General features: G+C 47.5%; 13 protein-coding genes. 8 read left to right on the top strand and 5 right to left on the bottom strand.

What is annotated here, in order from left to right:
- Positions 1-16: 16 nt before the first annotated feature.
- The 3 genes from GX019_11055 to ndk all read right to left on the bottom strand — a co-directional run bounded on the left by GX019_11055 (position 17) and on the right by ndk (position 2589).
- The gene (locus GX019_11055) at positions 17-877 is read right to left on the bottom strand and encodes a methyltransferase domain-containing protein (protein ID HHT37694.1); all 861 of its coding nucleotides are present in this window, start codon (positions 875-877) and stop codon (positions 17-19) included.
- Positions 878-964: 87 nt separating this feature from the next.
- Positions 965-1984 carry an HD domain-containing protein gene (locus tag GX019_11050; GenBank protein ID HHT37693.1) on the bottom strand — a complete coding sequence of 340 codons (1020 nt, stop codon included), beginning with the start codon at positions 1982-1984 and terminating at the stop codon, positions 965-967.
- Between the two features lie 179 nt (positions 1985-2163).
- Positions 2164-2589: a nucleoside-diphosphate kinase gene (ndk, locus tag GX019_11045; protein HHT37692.1), complete on the bottom strand. Its 426-nt coding sequence runs from the start codon at positions 2587-2589 to the stop codon at positions 2164-2166.
- A gap of 145 nt (positions 2590-2734) precedes the next feature.
- Here ndk and GX019_11040 point away from each other — a divergent pair, with 145 nt between their 5' ends.
- From GX019_11040 to GX019_11030, 3 genes are all read left to right on the top strand, one after another.
- On the top strand, positions 2735-3148 hold the full coding sequence (locus GX019_11040; GenBank protein ID HHT37691.1) for a hypothetical protein: 414 nt from the start codon (positions 2735-2737) through the stop codon (positions 3146-3148).
- An 87-nt stretch (positions 3149-3235) separates the two neighbouring features.
- A complete protein-coding gene (locus tag GX019_11035) occupies positions 3236-5098 on the top strand; it encodes a methyl-accepting chemotaxis protein (GenBank protein ID HHT37690.1) in 1863 nt (620 codons plus the stop codon).
- 175 nt (positions 5099-5273) lie between these two features.
- Complete coding sequence (locus tag GX019_11030; protein HHT37689.1) at positions 5274-6125, top strand: sugar phosphate isomerase/epimerase; 852 nt, start codon at positions 5274-5276, stop codon at positions 6123-6125.
- Between the two features lie 47 nt (positions 6126-6172).
- Here GX019_11030 and GX019_11025 read toward each other — a convergent pair whose 3' ends face one another.
- Positions 6173-7960, bottom strand: a complete 1788-nt coding sequence (locus GX019_11025; protein HHT37688.1) for a M3 family oligoendopeptidase — start codon at positions 7958-7960, stop codon at positions 6173-6175.
- Between the two features lie 189 nt (positions 7961-8149).
- Between GX019_11025 and GX019_11020 the strand changes: the two genes are divergently transcribed.
- Positions 8150-10030, top strand: a complete 1881-nt coding sequence (locus GX019_11020) for a methyl-accepting chemotaxis protein (protein HHT37687.1) — start codon at positions 8150-8152, stop codon at positions 10028-10030.
- Between the two features lie 60 nt (positions 10031-10090).
- Here the strand turns inward: GX019_11020 and GX019_11015 are convergent, their stop codons facing one another.
- Positions 10091-11389 carry an extracellular solute-binding protein gene (locus tag GX019_11015; protein ID HHT37686.1) on the bottom strand — a complete coding sequence of 433 codons (1299 nt, stop codon included), beginning with the start codon at positions 11387-11389 and terminating at the stop codon, positions 10091-10093.
- A gap of 702 nt (positions 11390-12091) precedes the next feature.
- Here GX019_11015 and GX019_11010 point away from each other — a divergent pair.
- Genes GX019_11010 through GX019_10995 form a run of 4 tightly spaced genes read left to right on the top strand, consistent with a single transcriptional unit; the run spans position 12092 to position 18934 of the window.
- A complete protein-coding gene (locus GX019_11010; protein HHT37685.1) occupies positions 12092-14233 on the top strand; it encodes a hypothetical protein in 2142 nt (713 codons plus the stop codon).
- A gap of 38 nt (positions 14234-14271) precedes the next feature.
- Entirely contained in the window at positions 14272-17067 is a 2796-nt protein-coding gene (locus tag GX019_11005; protein HHT37684.1) for a hypothetical protein, read from the top strand.
- Complete coding sequence (locus tag GX019_11000) at positions 17054-17950, top strand: sugar ABC transporter permease (GenBank protein HHT37683.1); 897 nt, start codon at positions 17054-17056, stop codon at positions 17948-17950. The genes GX019_11005 and GX019_11000 overlap by 14 nt, the downstream gene beginning before the upstream one ends.
- A gap of 18 nt (positions 17951-17968) precedes the next feature.
- On the top strand, positions 17969-18934 hold the full coding sequence (locus GX019_10995) for a carbohydrate ABC transporter permease (GenBank protein ID HHT37682.1): 966 nt from the start codon (positions 17969-17971) through the stop codon (positions 18932-18934).
- Positions 18935-19084: the final 150 nt, after the last annotated feature.

Raw genomic sequence — 19084 nt, 5'->3', positions numbered from 1 at the left:
CCCCTTTAATTTTATCTCATGGGCAGAAACTGCCCACTAGGACTGTAAAATCGCCTGTCACCCGGTTCTGATCCCGAACAGCTTCAAGGATTTTCTCCTGATCCTGCGACCAAGTCAATGGTGTCATGCCCACCAAATGGGGCCACAGTTTTTGTGCGATTTCAAATTCATAGCTGACTCGATGCTGTTCCAGTAAAACTGCTTCTTCCTGGAAATGCTCAATCACTCTCTGGTTGGAGTATGTTTCCGCTGAGCCGCTGCTGCGCAGCTCCTTAAGGTAATCAGGACCGGGAACAACTTTAATTACAATGCCGCCATCATGTAAAATCCTGGCAAATTCCCCATAGTTGGCTGGAGCCAGGATATTTAAGATCACGGAAATACTTCGATCTTGAAGGGGCAGCCCCGCTAGATCTGCAACGCACCAGAGAATATCGGCGCTGTGATTGGCAGCCAGATTGATTGCGCTTTTGGCAATGTCAGCGCCGATGCATACCGCCTGCCGATCTAGTTTATTAACCAGCCGGTATAGGTGAGAACCTTCACCGCATCCAGCATCGAGGATGCGTAAATCAAGGTTGGCTGAGCTGTGGTAAACTCGAATAATCCCTACCAGCTTATCGATTAAAGGATCGAAGAAACCGGCGCTGCTGATCTGCTGTCTGGCCTGGAACAGCTCCTGCTCATACACGGGAGCCTTCCCGGAAACTAAAAGATTCAGATACCCTTTTCTCGCTAGATCAAAAGTGTGGGAAGTACTGCATCTGAGTGAGTAGCCGTCAATTTCTGCGGGACCGCGGCAGATCGGACATTGAAACAAGCCCGAATTCTCTGCAATTAAACGGCGGGTGCGGTCTTTTTTACTGATCTTTGCCATATAATCACTCCCGATAGTATTATGTTCAAAAAAAGACAGCAGGTTCCTGCCCTGCTGTCTCCATCTTTGCTGAATTAAATGCTGTTTTTACGCTGTGTTAGTCATTTTTCGCCTTGACTCAGCGTGTTCACACCACACCTGATTAAACTGATCTGCTAAACTCTCAAAAGCCCTGCAGATCATGGGATCGAAATGGGTGCCGCATTCCGAGAGAATGATTTCCACGGCCTCGTCGTGGGTAAATGCTCTTTTGTAGGGACGTTCGCTGCGAAGCGAATCATACACATCGCAGACAGCGGCAATCCGCGCGCTTAAGGGGATCTCGTCCCCTTTTATTCCGTATGGGTATCCGGAACCATCATACCATTCATGGTGGTACAAAGCGATATCCCTGGTTGTCTGTAGGTATTCCTGGACAAAAGGATCCGTGATTTTCGCTTTCTTGCCGATAGAGTCAATAATCTTGGCTCCGTGAATAGGATGTTCTTTCATAGTCTTCCACTCATCTGGAGTGAGAGGGCCGGGTTTTTTTAAGATACTGTCCGGCATGGCCACTTTACCGATATCGTGAAAGGCAATCGACCAGGCTATGATATTTCTCTGTTCTTCACTCATTTTGAAATATTCGGTTAAAAGCCTCGTGTAGTGATGGAGACGGTTGATGTGTTTGCCGGTAACATCACTGTCCCTAAGCTCTGTAAGACTTACCAGAGCGTGAAGACTGGCCCGGTAAAGGTGGGCAAACTCTCCAGCCTGGGCTTGATACGCTTTTGACCGCCGCTCCCAGAAGGAGAAAACAAAAGAAGTCCACAGCGATACTCCAACCCAGATAAACAACCGCAGCACCCAATTGCCAGTAGTCTGATAGATCAGTGGCTCACGGGACAGCGGCATTAACCACTGAGACATTAACAGCGCACCGATCACTGCTGTGGCCAGCGATTCCTGCCAAGACAAAACCAACGCCGATAAGATAATGGGGATGTAAAACAAGTGAGGTGCAGCGTGAGTTGTCCCGCCTGCAGCCCATACAATCGCATAGATGCTGGCAAGCATAACTGCCACAATCAGCCTGATCCACCCTTTTGAAAGTCGCTCACCGGTCATTACATGATAAACCTCCTAATCAGATTCAAAACAAGCACAGTGTTCAGAATAAGTAACTAACTTGCTAATATTTTCTTGAAAGGTATTACCATAGTAATCTAAATGGGCTGAGTTTTCAACCCCTTTTATCATAAAAATAAGTAATGCCCCGTTTATTTACAGGGCATGCCGGTATAATGCTATTTAAAGCAGAAGTCTGGGAAAAAAATCTTGATTTCTCGCTCAGCGCTTTGGGGCGAATCAGAGGCATGGACAATATTATCCGGATCCATCGCGGCGGCATAATCACCTCGGATAGTTCCGGGAGCAGCGTTGACGGGGTTGGTTGCTCCATTTAACGCCCGCACTTTTTCCACAACACCTTCCGGACCTGTCAGCACCAGGGCGCAGATAGAATCCGAGCTCATCTGCTCAACAAGCTTAGGATAGAAATCTTTTCCCTGATGTTCCTGGTATAATTTTGCGAAAGTTTCCGGAGGAAACTGCTCCAATTTCAAACCCACTAAGCCCAAACCGGCCCGCTCATAGCGGCTGATAATTTCACCGCACAGTCTCCGTCTAACAGCTGATGGTTTAATCAGCACTAAAGTGTAGTGATTCTGCATCAAAACACCTCCCATGTCTTTACATAAAAAATTCGCAGTTGAGCGCCGCTTCCCTTTAAAGAACAAGCAATTTATGATAAATATCTATGGGGAGGGTTTGAAGTCCGCATAAGCGAAGGAACAAATAGGAAGGAGCGTGCCGACATTGAAACAGAAGATAATATTTTTGCTAGCTGTAACGCTGCTTTTAAGCGGCTGCGCCCGGCTCAGCCTTAATCAGGCTGTGGTTGAGCTGCAGAATGAACAGACAGTCCTTACCATCAGATTATCAAACAAAGGCACACCGATTTATCTTAAACCATTGGAGGCTAAGATTAGGGATAACCTGGGCAGTGAGTTCTCAGCTTTAGACTACACCGGAAATCTTACCGATCCGATCGGTGATGGATACGGGGAAAGCGTATCTGGTACGATTATCTTCCCACCGATTGATCCCAATTCAGAGCGGGTGCAAGTCGAAATCATCAGCAGCTTGCTTTCGGGTGAGCAGTCCTATGTCAGCAAGATTGGCGGCGAAATTACAGATGGAATTAGCGCTGAGCTTGTTTTCGGCCGCTGATAAAGTAGGAATTCGCAGTAATTTCTTGTATATATTAATTGGGGGTAAAATAACGGTTAAGTGTCAGTGTAATGGAGGAGATAGTGAATGCTTAGAAGACGCAGTTTAGGAGGAAAAATTGGTATCTTTTGCGGCAGCCTGATTTTACTTGCAGTTATTCTTGTGAGCGGTCTGGCATACATATACAGCTCTAAGATTTTAGTTAATCAGGCGGAAGATATGCTGATTACCAGCGCAACTCAGGCGAGCGATCTTTTGGAACTGCAGCTGCAGGCAGAGTTAGAAGCCTTGGCGGGAATTGCTGAGCGGTGGGAAATTAAAACTATGAACTGGCAGGTGCAGAAAAACGTACTCGTTCCAGAAACCGAGCGCCTGCAGAATTTTATCTCGTTAGGAATAGCCGATAAAAACGGTTTTGTCCAATACCACGACGGACAGACTGCAAACCTAGGCGATCGCGATTATATTCAGAAAGCATTAGCCGGTGAGCCGGCAATCTCTGATATTCTTGTGAGTCGGGTTACCAATGAGCTGGTCATGATGTATGCTATTCCCATTAAAGATTCTAGCGGCGTGCTCGGCGCTCTCGTCGCCCGAAAACCGGGCACAGCCCTCAGCGATATGATTGCCGGTTTAGGTTTTGGCCAAAGCGGCTGGGCGTATGTGTTTGGAACAGATGGAAGGGTCTTTGCATACCAAGATGAGCAGCTAGTGCTGGATCAGGTGAGCATCTTTGACGAAACCAGCCCTTACTATGCAGTTGGTCGGGAAGTTGAAAAGCTGGGCCGAGGAAAAAGCGGTATTATTCGCTACACATTAGATGATCAACTCAGTATAGTTGGTTTATCGCCTGTTGAGTCAACTAACTGGACCATTGCAGTGGGAGCGCGGGAAGATGAAGTACTGGCTGGTGTTAAACAGCTGGGGTACGCGTTGATTTTGATCGCAGTAGCAGTTTCGGTAGCCGGAGCGCTCTTGGTAACATTGATCGGCAGACGCCTGACTAGACCGCTGAGGGATATTGAAGCAATTATGGGCCAAGTGGCAAGTGGAAATTTGTCGGGGCTACTTGATGTGAAAAGTGAAGATGAGGTAGGCAAAGTATCTGCATCAATCAATAAATCTATGGAGAATATCAGGGGAGTGCTGCAGTTAGTCAGTGAAGCAGTTAATACCCTGGCCCGTACCAGCGCCGATATGGCGGCAGCATCTGAAGAAGTAACAGCGTCCATTGAAGAAGTAGCCAGCACTACCAACCAGTTTTCCAGTACCTTGGATCAGATGCATGCCAATGCCCAGGTGATGAGCAGCACCTCCCAAGAGGTATCTGATCACGCTGCTGCCGGCGAGCAGGCGTTAGAAGCGATTGTCGGCCAGATGCATGATCTGCGGGTGAATACCGATGAGCTGGCTGATAAAGTCAACACTGTAGGTGCCAGCTCCAAGAAAATTGGTGAGATTGTCAATACCATCAATGATATTGCGGAGCAGACCAATCTGCTGGCCTTAAACGCGGCTATCGAGGCAGCCCGAGCTGGCGAGCACGGCCGCGGATTCGCCGTGGTTGCTGATGAAGTAAGAAAACTTGCTGAGCAGTCTGCTCAGGCTACAGCGGAAATCGCAGCTTTAGTGCGGCAGACCCAGTCTGATATTGAAGCGGCAGTCAAAGAAATGCATGAAGAATCAGCCCATGTGGAACAGCTCCTCAGCACTGTCAGAACCAGCGAAGAAGAGCTGCATAAGATTCTGGTAGCTGTGAATCAGATGACATCGCAAATCGAAGAGCTGACCCAAGGCTTGACAGAGGTAAACACCGGCGGCCACGAAATTGCCTCCGCGACTGAGGAACAAGCAGCTTCAATCCAGGAGATTGCCAGCTCTGCCCATGATCTTACTGAAATGGCAGAAAAACTCAAACAGCAGACTGATTTCTTTACCCTTGATCAGTAAAGCATATACAGAACAAGCAGGCATTTGCCTGCTTGTTTCATATTAATTTACTTCGCTTCTGCTTTCCCCTTGATAGTAAGCCTAAAAAAGGATAATTCCAGGAAAAACGCCAAAATAGATTAAGGTTATGTTAGAAAACAGTTTATGATTTAACTAGTATAAAGGAGGCAGAGGGATGAGTAAATTTGTGCTGTCGGCGTTTGCAGACGAGATTGACCAGGATTTAAAGATCCAGCTTGAGGTTCTTAAGTTGTTTGGGATCAATCATATTGAGATGCGGCGGGTAAATGGCAGAGAATTAGTTAAGCATACCGCGGCTGAAGCAAAAGAAATTAAGAAACAGCTAGATGCAGAGAACTTTAGACTGTCTGCAGTGGGTTCGCCGATCGGCAAATATGGTATTACCGAGAATTTTACACCTCATTTGGATTTGTTTAAACATACTTTAGATCTTGCTTACTTACTGGAGGCCCCTTATATCCGGATGTTCAGCTTCTGGATGCCGAAAGGGGAAGATCCGGCTGATTACCGGAGCGCAGTGATTGACCGGTGGGGTGAGTTTATCGAGGCAGCAAGGGGTTCAGGTATAATTCTGCTTCATGAAAATGAGAAAGGAATTTATGGCGATACCGCTGAGCGCTGTTTAGACCTGCTCACTTCCTTAAACTGCGATGATGTAAAAGCAATCTTTGATCCAGCCAACTTTATTCAGTGTAATGTGGAGACTTATCCTAAAGCGTGGAATCTGCTGAAAGACCAGGTTATTTATCTGCATATTAAAGATGCTAATTTCGCCGATGGTAAAGTGGTGCCGGCGGGACACGGCGATGGCAGGCTGAAAGAAATCTTGGCGGAATTTGCTGAGCTTAATCCCGGCGGCTTCTTATCCTTAGAACCCCATCTTAAAGGCTACGATGGTCCGGCAGAGGTGGAACAGGATTCACCGGGATCTGAACTTCCTGATGGAGGTCCCAAGATGTTTGCTCTGGCTTATCAGGAGCTGAACAAAATCATTGCTGAGCTGTAGATCAAAAATACCGCTTCCGGCTGTGCCAGAGGCGGTATTTTTCTGCATTAATTCTTCTTAGACAGAACTAAAAACTCATCAATATCAGCGAGGGCTAAGTTGACTGCATCCTGCCAGAAATCCGGTTTAGTCAAATCGACACCGAGGTGGACTCTAGCCAGATCTTCAACCCGCATCCGCCCTGTATCCCGGAGCAGCTCCCGATACTTTTCCGCAAACCCGGGTCCTGCTTCCAGCGCTTGGGCGTAGATGCCGGAGCTGAACAGATAGCCGAAGGTATATGGGAAGTTGTAGAACGGCGTACCGGTGATGTAAAAATGCAGTTTCGATGCCCAGAAGTACGGATGGTACTGTGCCAAGCTGTCCACATAAGCTTCTTTCTGAGCTGTTACCATCAATTCGTTGAGCTCCTCAACGCTGACCAAGCCTTTTTTGCGCCGCTCATAAAATCTGGTTTCAAACAGGAAGCGGGCGTGAATATTCATAAAGAAAGCGACCACACGCTGAATTTTGTCTTCCAGTAAAACCAGGCGTTCTTCATCGGTGGATGCGTTTTTGATGGCAGCATCGGCTACCAGCATTTCTGCGAAGGTTGATGCTGTTTCCGCAACATTCATGGCGTAGCGCTGATTCATCTGGGAAACACCCTGCATCACATGCTGATGGTAAGCGTGACCAAGCTCGTGGGCTAATGTTGAAACATTACCAAGTGTACCGCTGTAAGTCATAAAGATCCGCGATTCATTGGAGTTTGGGAAACTGGTGCAGAAACCGCCTGCCCTCTTGCCGGGGCGGTCTTCCGCCTCAACCCAGCGATTTTCTAGGGCGTTGGCTGCAAACTCCGCCAGCTTCGGATCAAATTTATGGAACTGCTCCACAATAAACTCGGCTCCCCGATCGTAGCTCATTTTCGCCTGGGAGCTGCCGAGTGGAGCATCTAAATCGTACCAGGATAGCTTATCCAAGCCTAAAAGCTCAGCTTTGCGGTTGAGATACTGGACCACTTTAGCTTTGTTTTTACTGATCGTATCCCACATTGCTGCTAAAGTATCAGCGGACATCCGGTTGATTTCCAAAGGTTCGCTCAACACATCGTCCCACTTGCGGTGGCGGTACAGCGTAAGGCGGTAGCCAGCTAGGTGGTTTAGGCAGCTGCTGAACAGCTCCGCTTCCTGAGCCCAAGCCTGCTCGTACTTGGTAAATACCTGCTGTCTGAGCTCCCGCTCTGGGCTGGCCAAGAGGTTGGCTGCCTGGCCCATGGATACGGTTTTGACTTCATCGTCTGCTTCTATATCAATGCCCATTCGACCAACAATTGTATAGTACAGATCGCTCCAAGCGTGGTAGCCGTCAACGGCTAAATCATTGGCCAAACTCTCGCGGTGGGCGCATAAGCGGTTCTTGGCTCTTTTCCTTCTTTCGTTAATCGCAAAGCGCAGATCAGCGAATACTTCGTTCTCAATAAAGCTGTCCCACAGACTGTCCGGATATTTGTTGAGGCGGTCATCAAAATTAACCAACACAGATTGAAAACTCGCTCCGATTTGGCGCACTTGACCGCTTAACAGCTTAGCTTTGTTATCATGGACATCTTGAGCGGTTAAACAGCTGATAAACGCAGCGGCTTGGCGCTGTTTAGCCATGAGCTCTTGAATATGGTCGATGACCAGCTTCCACTCAGCTGGCTCGGCTGCAGCGTTGAGAGCTTCTACTTTTTGCTCCAGGTCAGCTATACCCGCTCTTAGTTCATCTATGTAGGCTGCAAATTGCGGTGAATCACTTCCACCCGGGAAGATGCTTTCTAAATCCCAGGTTTGGTTCAATGGTTTTTTCATCAACAGCTTCCTCTCCTTACTAAATTATCAGCTGAAATATAGATTTCTAGTTTATTAGTTATATTCCTTTTCTCAACCAGATAGTATATAATCTAGTATAATACCGATAGGAATTATTTGGAATTCAGCGAAACAAAGGTATAATAATGCGGAATGCGTCAAAGTAAACAGCTTAGGAGGGGAAAATAGATGTTGAAGAAGTTGAGCATTGGAGCGAAAAACGCATACTTAACCGGTATTATCGTGCTTTTAGTTGCAGCAGGCTTAAGTATATCTGCCTACATTTACAGCTCGGCGATGATCATAGATCAAATGGAGGTTACCTTGATTACGCACGCCACCCACGCTGCCCGGCAGCTGAAAAGCACACTGCAGACAGAGCATACTGTGTTGGAGGCCATTTCCGGACTGGCGGGTCTTCATTCCATGGGATCAGCTGTGCAGCGGCAGACGCTTGCTCGGCAGGAAGAGCATTTAACCGAATTTATCTCAATCGGAGCAGTGGACCGCTATGGCACTGCCTATTATGCCGATGGTACTAAAATACCCCTTGGTGACCGGAACTATGTCCAGAAAGCCCTAGCCGGAGAAGCGGCAGTATCAGAAGTCATGATTAATCCCGAAACCAACGAGCGGGTATTGATGTTTGCAGTGCCCATTATTGATTGGGATGAAGTAATCGGGGCTCTGATTGGAGAGAAGAGCAGCACCATCCTCGACAGGACGATTCAAGGCCTTGGGGTTGGAGAGCACGCTTGGTCGGCGATCATCAGCTCTGACGGCACATTCTACGCTCATACTAACCCGGAAATGATTGAAAATCAGGTGAATATCTTTGCTGATTCCAACGATTACACTGCCTTCGGAGAGGAATTAGCAGCAGCGGGGTTGGGACAGGCGCAGGTAGTCCGCTTCCAGCTGGGTGAGCTCGGTCGATCAATAGCCGCTGTGATTCCCGTTGGGGAGCTGGGCTGGAGTTTAGCTGTTGGTGCTCTGGAATCAGAGGCCACTGCGGGAGTGAAAAAACTTGCCCTTGGATTTACCCTTATAACACTGCTCTTTGTGGCTGCCGGTTCGGTAACCGCGATCATGTTCGGCAGAAGGATTGTCCGCCCACTCCGCAATGCCCAGCAGATCATGGAGGCGGTAGCCGAAGGAGATTTAACTAAAATTCTGCAGGTTAACACTGAGGATGAGATTGGAAGGACAGCCCAGTCCATAAACAAAACCATGCAGCAGGTGCGCCAAGTGCTCGCTTCAGTAAGCAGGGTCGTGGAAAATCTGACCATTACCAGCGAAGAGATGGCGGCGGCATCGGAGGAAGTGAGCGCTTCAATCGATGAAGTAGCCAGCACCACCAACCAGTTTTCCAGCACTCTGGATCAGATGCACAGCAACGCCCAAACCATGCATGAAACTACCAAACAGATTTCCAGCGATGCTTCCCATGGAGAGCGGGCGCTGATCGAAATTCTCGGGGAAATGCAGGCTTTAAAGGTGAACACAGCGCAGCTGGTAGAAAAGATCAATGTAGTTGGTTCCAGCTCCGATCAAATCAGCCTTATTGTCAACACCATCAACGAAATAGCGGAGCAGACTAATCTGCTGGCGCTGAACGCAGCGATTGAAGCAGCTCGAGCTGGTGAGCACGGCCGCGGCTTTGCAGTAGTTGCCGATGAGGTAAGAAAACTTGCTGAGCAGTCCCAAAATGCAACCTCGGAAATTACCGGATTGGTTAAGCAGACTCAGCTTGCTGTAAAAGATGCAGTAGTGGAAATGCAGTCCGAAGCGGAGCAGGTGGATCGGGCATTAAAGGTGATCGAAAACAGCGAGCAGCTCTTAAAGCGGATTCTCTATACAGTGGAAGCAGCGGCTCAAGGTATGGATGAGATCATTAAAGGCATTACTGAAGCCAATATCGGGGGACAGCAGATTGCTTCCAGTACCCAGGAGCAGGCAGCTTCGATTCAGCAGATTGCCGCTTCCGCTCAGGAGCTTACTAATGTCGCTGTTGAGCTGAGAGAGCAGATCCGCTTCTTTAGACTCAGCGATACTGACCAAGATGCTTAACAGCAGGATTAAAAAAAGCTCTGCCGCGCGCGGCAGAGCTTTTTTGATCGCTAATCAGTTTTATTGGCGGAAGAAGTCGTCAAGCCATGCTTGTGCTTCTGGACGAACTTCGTCTACACCGGCAGCTGCACCTTTTTCAAGGTTAACGATCGGTGTTACAGCCGGGTTGGTAATATCCCAGAGACCGGAGCTTTGGAACATATCGCCTTCGCCGCGCCAGCCTTCAGCGCCAGCCATATAAACGTCTAACTGCTCGCGGGACTGCATGTAGCTGTTGACATAGAAATCCAAGTACTCTTCAGTGTCTTCGTATCTGAAGAGGAAGTCAACCAATGCGATCATGCCTTCCGGATATGCGCTGTTGACAGGCAGCATGTTGGTAGTAAAGTCGAATACCGGGAATTGGTATCTGTCAACATCGGGACCTTTCGGGAACGGAACGTAGCCGAGAGGAATGCCTTTCGCGATTGCGTGGCGCATACCTGCTAAGTGGGATGATTGAAAACCAGTCTTCTCATCGCCGCCAGAACCCATTACGCCCAGCTCTTTCCAGCGGGTGATCAGGTTAAGAGCGTTGATTGCATCTGAATCGCCCAGACTGTAAACCCATTTGCCGTTTTCATCCTTCTTGGCAACTTCGGCGCCGTTAAAGGGCATAAAGCGATAAGCTGCGATTGCGTTGCCAACGTCGAACATACCGAATTGGTCGTTAACGCCGTCACCATCAGTATCCTGGGTGAGGGCGATTAAGTATTCTTCAAATACTTGATAATCCCAGCGATCTTCGAGCCATAATTGATATGGATCCTCGAGGCCTGCTTCTTCAATCAGTTCAAGTGGGTATCTGAGGATCATCATTGAACCATTGAATAAGCCATATACTACACCGAATCCGTAGTATTCGCCGCCATGGGATAACTTTTCAATTGTATAGCGGTCCGATGCCGGCAGAGCTTCAAAGTATTCATCCGGCAGATATTCGCTCATCGGCAGCAGCATGCCTGCTGCGAGCAGTTGGAAGTATCCGGAGCGGTGGTTGAATCTGAAAATATCATAGGCTGAGTCGTTAGCCATGATCCGGCTTTGGAGTTCTTCAATGTTATTGAATGTGCCAGTCTCAATTTTAACGTTAAAAAGTGCTTCCGCTTCAGCGATTCTTTCTTCGGTTGGTTTTCCGCCGTTGTGAACTACCCAGTCAAGGTCTCTCACAATCACAGTAACAGTCTTTCCGCCAAAATCAACTTCGTCGGGACTTAAGACTCCCGGTCTCGGCTCATAAGCGCCGACTGCGACTGCTGCGCTTACGACTAAAACCAGCGCCAGCAGCAGGGACAAGCCCAGTTTTTTTCTTAACATCATAAATTAATCCCTCCTATAAGGAAATGATATTAACATTATACCACAGGTTCTTTTTCTTGTGTTAATATATTTTCTCATAAACATAAAAAGATAACAGTTTTTGCGTCTTTCATTTTTTATGGTTAAAGCGGTGAATTCCAAAATCAATGCTAAAAATATCAAGATCTAGCTCAGCTATGGCAGCAGCAGTGTTGCTGGCTTTTACAAGCAATCTGAGCGGAGTAAAGACGGCAAAATCCGAAAAAATACTACGATCCATATTGAGATATTAATATAAAATTGTTATACTGTTAATATTGTCGGTTGAAATACGCTGCCGAGCAGGGATGATATTGGCAGTGATCAGTTTTAACCAGAAAAAAGGGTATTTGCACTTTTGATGGAATAAGTAATAGATCACTTAAGGCTTACACAACTAATGGCGCATTTTATGCCCTTTGAGGTGGTGAGTAATTTTTAGGTGTTCGCAAAAAAGAACGCTTTTTTTGTGGATAAACCGGGAAAATGTTAAGTTACCATGGATAACACCAAGATCTGTTAATGCAATAACAATTAAATAGTATATACTTATTGTTATCAGCCGCATGCCGTCAATTTAACTCAGCTGCACACAGATAGTAATGGTATTGGAAGGAGAGACCGTAATTGAAACTCTGCATTAAAAAAAGTGTTACAACTTATACCGTATTTGGAATCATTTTTATGCTGCTAATGCTACCTAGCGCGGTATTTGCTGTAGAATCACTTGTAGTACCATATGAAAGCTACATTTACGACTACTGGGGTCAACCGGTTCCTGCTCCTCAAGCATATCTGCCGGTAGCAATGATGACCGGACTGGATATGGGAGCGGATGCCTTAAGCAACCCACAAGATATTACTATTGTCGGAGATAAGATTTATATCTTGGATACAGGCAAGCACCGCATCATTGAACTTGATGAGAACTGGCAGTTTGTCAGAAGTATCAGCGAGTTTCAAAACGGTGACAAAGTCGATCGCTTCAGCTCACCGGAAGGATTTTTTATTACACCCGACGGTACGATTTATGTAGCGGACACCAACAATCAGCGGGTTGTTATCTTGGATAACGATGGTAATTTGCTCGATATTATTGTTTCGCCCCATGAAGGTTATCCGGATATGTTCCCGGACCGCTTTGTTTTCCGGCCGCGGAAAATCGGAGTGGACCACATCGGACGGATTTATTTGATTGCGCAGGACTTATATGACGGTATTGTGGTTTTAAATGATGACGGCAGATTTACCGGTTTTGTTGGTGCACCTAAAGTATCCCGCTCAGCGGTTGAGCTGTTCTGGAGCTACATTCAATCCGATGCTCAAAGAGACAGAAGCCAGCTCTATCTGCCGATTGAGTATGCCAGTATTGATATTGATCCGGAAGGGTTTATTTATTCTGTTGTGGCAGGACCGGCAGGCGATGACGCGGTTAAGCGGTTAAACCCTTCAGGGGTAGATATTATTGTCCGCAACGGTTTTGTGCCGATGCGGGGCGACTCAACTACAGGATTTGACAGCAGTGAGGCTAATGACACTAGAAGCCGCTTTGTTGACGTTGTCAACCGGGAATACGGCATGTTCTCGGTGTTGGATCGCCAGCGGGGACGGATCTTCACCTATGATAATCAAGGTAATCTGCTCTATGTATTCGGCGGTATCGGTGATGCTGTCGGTCTGTTTACCCGTCCGCAGGCAATTACCGCCAAAGGCGAGCAGCTGATCGTGCTTGACGCAGACGGCAGAGTAACTATTTTTGAGCCAACAGGCTATGCTCAGCTCGTCCACTCAGCCTTGTACCACTATGATCGCGGTGATTACCAGCGCTCAACTGATACCTGGGAACAACTTACCCGCATTAATCCTAACTTAGACGTAGCCCACAGCGGTATTGGACGCGCCCTCTTTTACGATGGGCATTACGAAGAAGCGATGGAATCCTACCGGCACGGCCAAAATCGGGCTGGATACTCCCAGGCCTATGACAAGTACCGTCAAAACTGGGTTAATGATCACTTTGGACTTGTGGCATGGATTATCATTATCTTTGCAGCAGCGATTTACCTAATTTCCCGCTATCAGATTTGGGTGCGCTTTAAGAAAGCTGTCGGTGAAAGACTGGTTGACAGGCTCGGCGAAACTGACGCTGTGGTTGAGTATCTTGGTGTTCCCATCAGAAATACCCATTCGTTCAAAGCGTTCTGGCTGCGCACTCTGGACAGCCTGCGTTATGCTTGGCACGTTATCTTCCATCCCTTTGACGGTTTCTGGGATTTGAAACATGAGAAGCGCGGTACTGTAGCAGCTGCTAACGTTTTACTGCTGCTCACCATCTTATCTTGGGTGTTTCACCGCCAGTACCTGGCGTTCACTTTCAATACACTGCAGGTGCGGGAACTTAACATCCTGAGAGAAGCGTCAAGTATTTTCATTCCAATCGTGCTGTGGTGCATGTGCAACTGGGCTTTAACAACGCTCATGGAAGGAAAAGGCACCTTTAAAGACATTTATATTGCTACCTGCTACGCCCTGACACCGTTAATCCTGGTGTTGGTGCCGATGACACTGGTCAGTAATTTCTTAACTCAGCCGGAAGGTACGTTTATCAGTCTGGCCCTTTCAATTGCCGTGGTTTGGATGATTGGGCTGATTTATGCCGGTACCATGATTACCCACGATTACTCCGGCGGCAAAACATTGGTTACATCGGTTTCTACCATTGCCGGAATCGCAATCGTGCTCTTTATTCTCTTATTGTTCACCAGCTTAGTAAACCAGGTAATCGGCTTTGTCTACAAGATTTATCTGGAGCTGGCGTTTAGATAATGGAGAAAACCTGGGTAAAAGTGAAAGGAAGCGGAAAGATGAAACAAAATCGGATCGGTCTGATAGTTGTTGTTCTTGTTACAGCGCTGTTGGCAGCGGCAAGTATAGCCTCTGCCCAGCAGATCCCTGATAATTATCGGTTGGCAGCGCAGTCCGATGAGATTTCTCTCTATGTTGACGATGCAACCACCTATATTGCTGTGCAGCACAACCACACAGGGGACGTTTGGTTTTCCAACCCTGCTAACAGCAGAACTGAACGGGAAACCATCGCAATTGTTTATTACAATCCTTCTGATGAAATGAAGCAGATGAACAACTGGAAGGACAGTATCGAATATGGACAGTTCGAAATCGAAGAGATTGAGAACGGTATTCGGGTAAGCTACCAGTTTGGACCGGAGTGGTGGGAAGATGACTGGCTGCCGCTGATGGTTCCGCAGGATCGCTTTGAAAACGAGATTCTGCCCAAATTATCGGAAAAAGACGCGAACTGGCTGAAAAGCAAATTCAAGCTGCTGGCCCTGGCACCGATCGGCCCTGACAATGAAAAGGTGACGATGGCTGCCCTGCCGCTGATGGATCAGCATTTCGGGGATTACGCAGTTATTTCCCCAGGCCAGACTTTAAGCACTAAAGATAAGCAGACTTTGACCAAACTTTTGGTTGATACAGTTGTTGCAGCTCATCCGGATCTGACCGAGCCGGCTGATCTGCACCTGGAGCATATCGCTCAGTTAATCGAGACGCCCGCGTACGTGATTGATAACTCAATCAGACCGTGGGACCGCACTGATATTCAAAATATGATGAAATCGATTAACTACACGCCTTATGAGATTGCCAAAGACCATGAGGCAAACCAAATTGAGCCGCCGAAGCCGAACGTGGAAGTTTTCCGCGTCAGCATTGAGTATGTAGTTGAGGGCGACTCTTTAGTAGTGAGAATTCCTATGGACCGGATCTACTATCCGGTGCAGGTTGAGCCGAATGACCGCTACTTGACCGGTGTATCGGGCAACTTCCGTCCGACCAACCGGAGTCAGGTTTATGATTACTTTGGTCAAATCGGTGGAACTCTGGTGGACTTCCCACTGCATTCGATCAGCATTCTGCCTCATTTCGGCGCTTCGCCAGCGGGCAAGGATGGCTATATCTTGATTCCTGACGGTTCTGGCGCTTTAATTTACACCAAGGTTGCTACCGGGGTTCAGTATGCCAGAGACGTATACGGCACTGACCATACGATCGCATACGGTCTGAACGAGCATGAATTAGTGCTGCCCCAGGACCGCTACTTGAAAGAAAGATTATACATGCCGGTCTTCGGCTTAAAAGAAGAGGATAAGGCATTCTTCTCCATCATTGAGCAGGGCGGCGGTATCGCCAGGATCAAGGCCAGTACCGCAAGCAATATCGTTCCCAACGCGAAAGTGTCCAGCGAGTATATACTCCTGCCTTTCGGGAACATCAGCCTGACTGAGACTGACAGAACTGAAGAACTGGCACGCCGTGCCCGGGGACAGATTAAATCTTATGCTAAGGAACTGCCGGAAGAGGATATCGTAATCCGCTATTCCTTCTTAGTGAACGAAGAATCCAACTACGTGGGCATGGCCCAAAGATTCCAGGAGCACCTGGTTAATAAGTACGATCTGAAGAGACAAGATCCCAGAACTGACATACCGTTCTACCTGGATCTGTTTGGCGCTGCACCGGTGCGGGAATCAATCATGGGAATCCCCCGGGACGTTATTACACCGCTGACATCCTTTAATGAGGTTCAGGAGATTGTTGCCGGCTTAGCCGACAATAATGTTGAAAATATCCAGCTGCGCTATCTCGGTTGGCGGGAAGGCGGGCTGATTCCAGGAGCACCGAATCGAGTGCGCTTAGAGAAGAAATTAGGATCCGAGGATGAATTCAAAGAGCTGGTTAAGTTCCTAGAGGACACAGGCGTTGGATTCTATCCGGATGTTGATTTTCTCAATCTGTATAACACTAAGTATTATCGACTTGACTTGAAGCGCGATGTGGCTCAAAGCTTAAACCGCCAGCCGGTATGGCTGATCCGGGATAATCTCTTTACAGCTTACGTAACAGCTCCCGCGCTGGTAGATACTTTGATCAATAAATTCATGACTGATTACCAGAAGTACAATATCGGCGGCTTAGCCCTCGGTGATCTGGGCACTCAGATTAACTCCGACCACAACGTGGATCGGACTGTTTCCAGAGCAGACAGTATGGTAATCAATCAGAACGCTATGAAGCGCTTGAAAGAGGAGCGCGGGCTGGAGTTGATGATCACTCGCGCCAATGTCTATGCTGTGCCCTATGCCAGCCATATTATCAATATTCCACTGACAGCCAACAACTACAATATTGTTGGACGCAGCATTCCGTTCTACCAAATGGTGCTGCACGGCTATGTCAGCTACGCCGGTACACCTTTAAACCACGCTGCTGACTTTGATTACGCAGTGCTCAAGGCTTTAGAGACCGGTGCTGCTCCGTATTTCAGCTGGATGTATGAGCAGGGAACTGCTGTAAAAGGCACAGAATTCGATCATCTCTTCCCTAACTACTACGCTGACTGGTTTGATCGGGCTGTTGAAACCTATGAGACAATGAACTCAGTGCTCAAGCAGGTTCAGGGTCAGCGCATTGTTGGTCATGAAATGCTGACTGACAATGTCTACATGACCACTTACGAAAACGGCTTAAGCATTATTGTCAACTATAATAATGACGCAGTTAAGTATCGGGGAATCGAGATTGATGGAACCAGCTTCAAGCTGATTAGGGAGGGGGAGCTGAATGAAGCGGTTTAGGTTAACTATGCGGCAGCGGGAGAATGTATACGGGTACATTTTCATTCTCCCCTTCATACTCGGATTTTTACTGTTCGTGCTGGCACCGGTTATTCAATCGGTGATCCTCAGCATCAATGAAGTCACCATTACCCAAACCGGTTTTGAAACTAATTATATCGGTTTTGAGAACTACTACTTTGCGCTGCGCGTCCACGCAGATTTCTTCCGCCAATTGGTGGAAGTAATGGGCGTCATGCTCTTAAATGTGTTCTGGATTCTGGTATTCAGTTTCTTTGCAGCGCTTTTGCTGAATCAAAAATTCAAAGGCAGATTGATTTTCCGGGTGATTTTCTTCCTGCCGGTAGTACTGGCTTCAGGAGTTATTCTCCAGCTTGAGGTTCAGGACTACATGATGGGAGTTATTGGAGGAGAAGTTCAGGAAACGTACTCATTCATCGACTTTCAGGCCTTAAGTACATTCCTGACCTATCTGCAGGTTCCGGAGAAATTTATGGAGTATATTGCTCTGGCGGTTGACGGTATTTCCAGTATCATCAACGCTTCCGGAATTCAGATCCTGATCTTCCTGGCAGGACTGCAGTCGATTTCTCCTTCGCTGTACGAAGCATCCGAGGTAGAAGGCGCCACAGCTTGGGAAAACTTCTGGCTGATTACGCTGCCGATGGTCAGTCCGTTGATTCTGACCAACATTATCTATACGATTATTGACTTCTTTACTTCGACATCGAATACACTGATCCAGTTGATTCGCAATACAACCTTCCAGGGAGCCGGATTTGGTGTCAGTGCGGCAATGTCTTGGATCTATTTCGGCGCGATTTGTCTCATTCTAGGAATTGTCTATCTGATCTTTAACAGACTAGTATTCTATCACGACTAAGAGCTGGGAGGTTTAATGATGGCTAAAACAAACGCGCAGATTAGTTACGGTAAACTGGTAGTCAATGGCAAATCAATAATCAACTTCCGACGTGTAGGTTCCGTCGTCGTATCAATCCTGCGCTATCTAATTCTAATCGGGATTTCATATGTAATTTTGTATCCCTTGATTGTTAAATTCAGTTCATCGATTATGACCCGGACCGACGTCTGGGATCCATCGGTACTGGTTATTCCTAAATATCCAAGCTTAAACAACTATAAGCTTGCGTATCGGTTCATGGAATTTCCGATCGCGTTCTGGAACTCATTTAAACTGGCCTTTCTGGTGAGTTTGTTCCAGCTGGTTTCCTGCACACTGGTAGGTTACGGCTTTGCCCGCTACAACTTTGTGGGCAACGGCCTGTGGTTCGCGCTGGTAATTTTCTCACTGGTAGTTCCACCGGAGCTGATCTTAATTCCGCTGTATCTGAACTTCCGGTTCTTTGACCTGTTCGGCATTTTAGCCGACGGCGGACTCAATCTTTTGGGAACTCACTGGCCGTTCTTACTGCCGGCCATGACCGCTTCCGGTTTCAAAAACGGTCTTTACATCTACATCATGCGCCAGATCTTTAAAGGCGCGCCGAAGGAACTGGAAGAAGCAGCTTATGTAGACGGCGCAGGTCCCTTTAAAACATTCTTTAGAATCGTCCTGCCTGGTGCCAGACATGGTTTGGTAATCGTGTTCCTCTTCTCCTTCGTATGGATGTGGAACGACTTTAACTTGACCAGCTTCTACTGGCCGAAGGCTAAGATTCTGCCGATTATGTTAAACGACCTGGCCCGGAACGTTCTCGGTGACCAATATCTCCACGCACCGGTGGAAGCATCGCTTGTTAACAACGCCGGCAGCTTCTTAATCATTCTGCCGCTGTTGATCCTGTACGCCTTCCTCCAGCGCTACTTCGTGGAGAGTATCGAGCGGACCGGTTTAACTGGATAATAAACCAACAAAAATGGACTCCGAAAGTGGAGTCCATTTTTTTATCCGTAAATATCTCGCTTTCCATATCCATACAGTCCAATTCCGATCAACCCTGCGGCTGCCAGAATGGTTAAGATTAGACTGCCGCTATTGATTGGCTCAAGGGGC

Source organism: Bacillota bacterium, assembly GCA_012837335.1.
In the GTDB taxonomy this organism is placed as follows: domain Bacteria; phylum Bacillota; class Limnochordia; order Darwinibacteriales; family DTU012; genus DTU012.
This window is presented reverse-complemented; position numbering and strand designations above follow the sequence as displayed.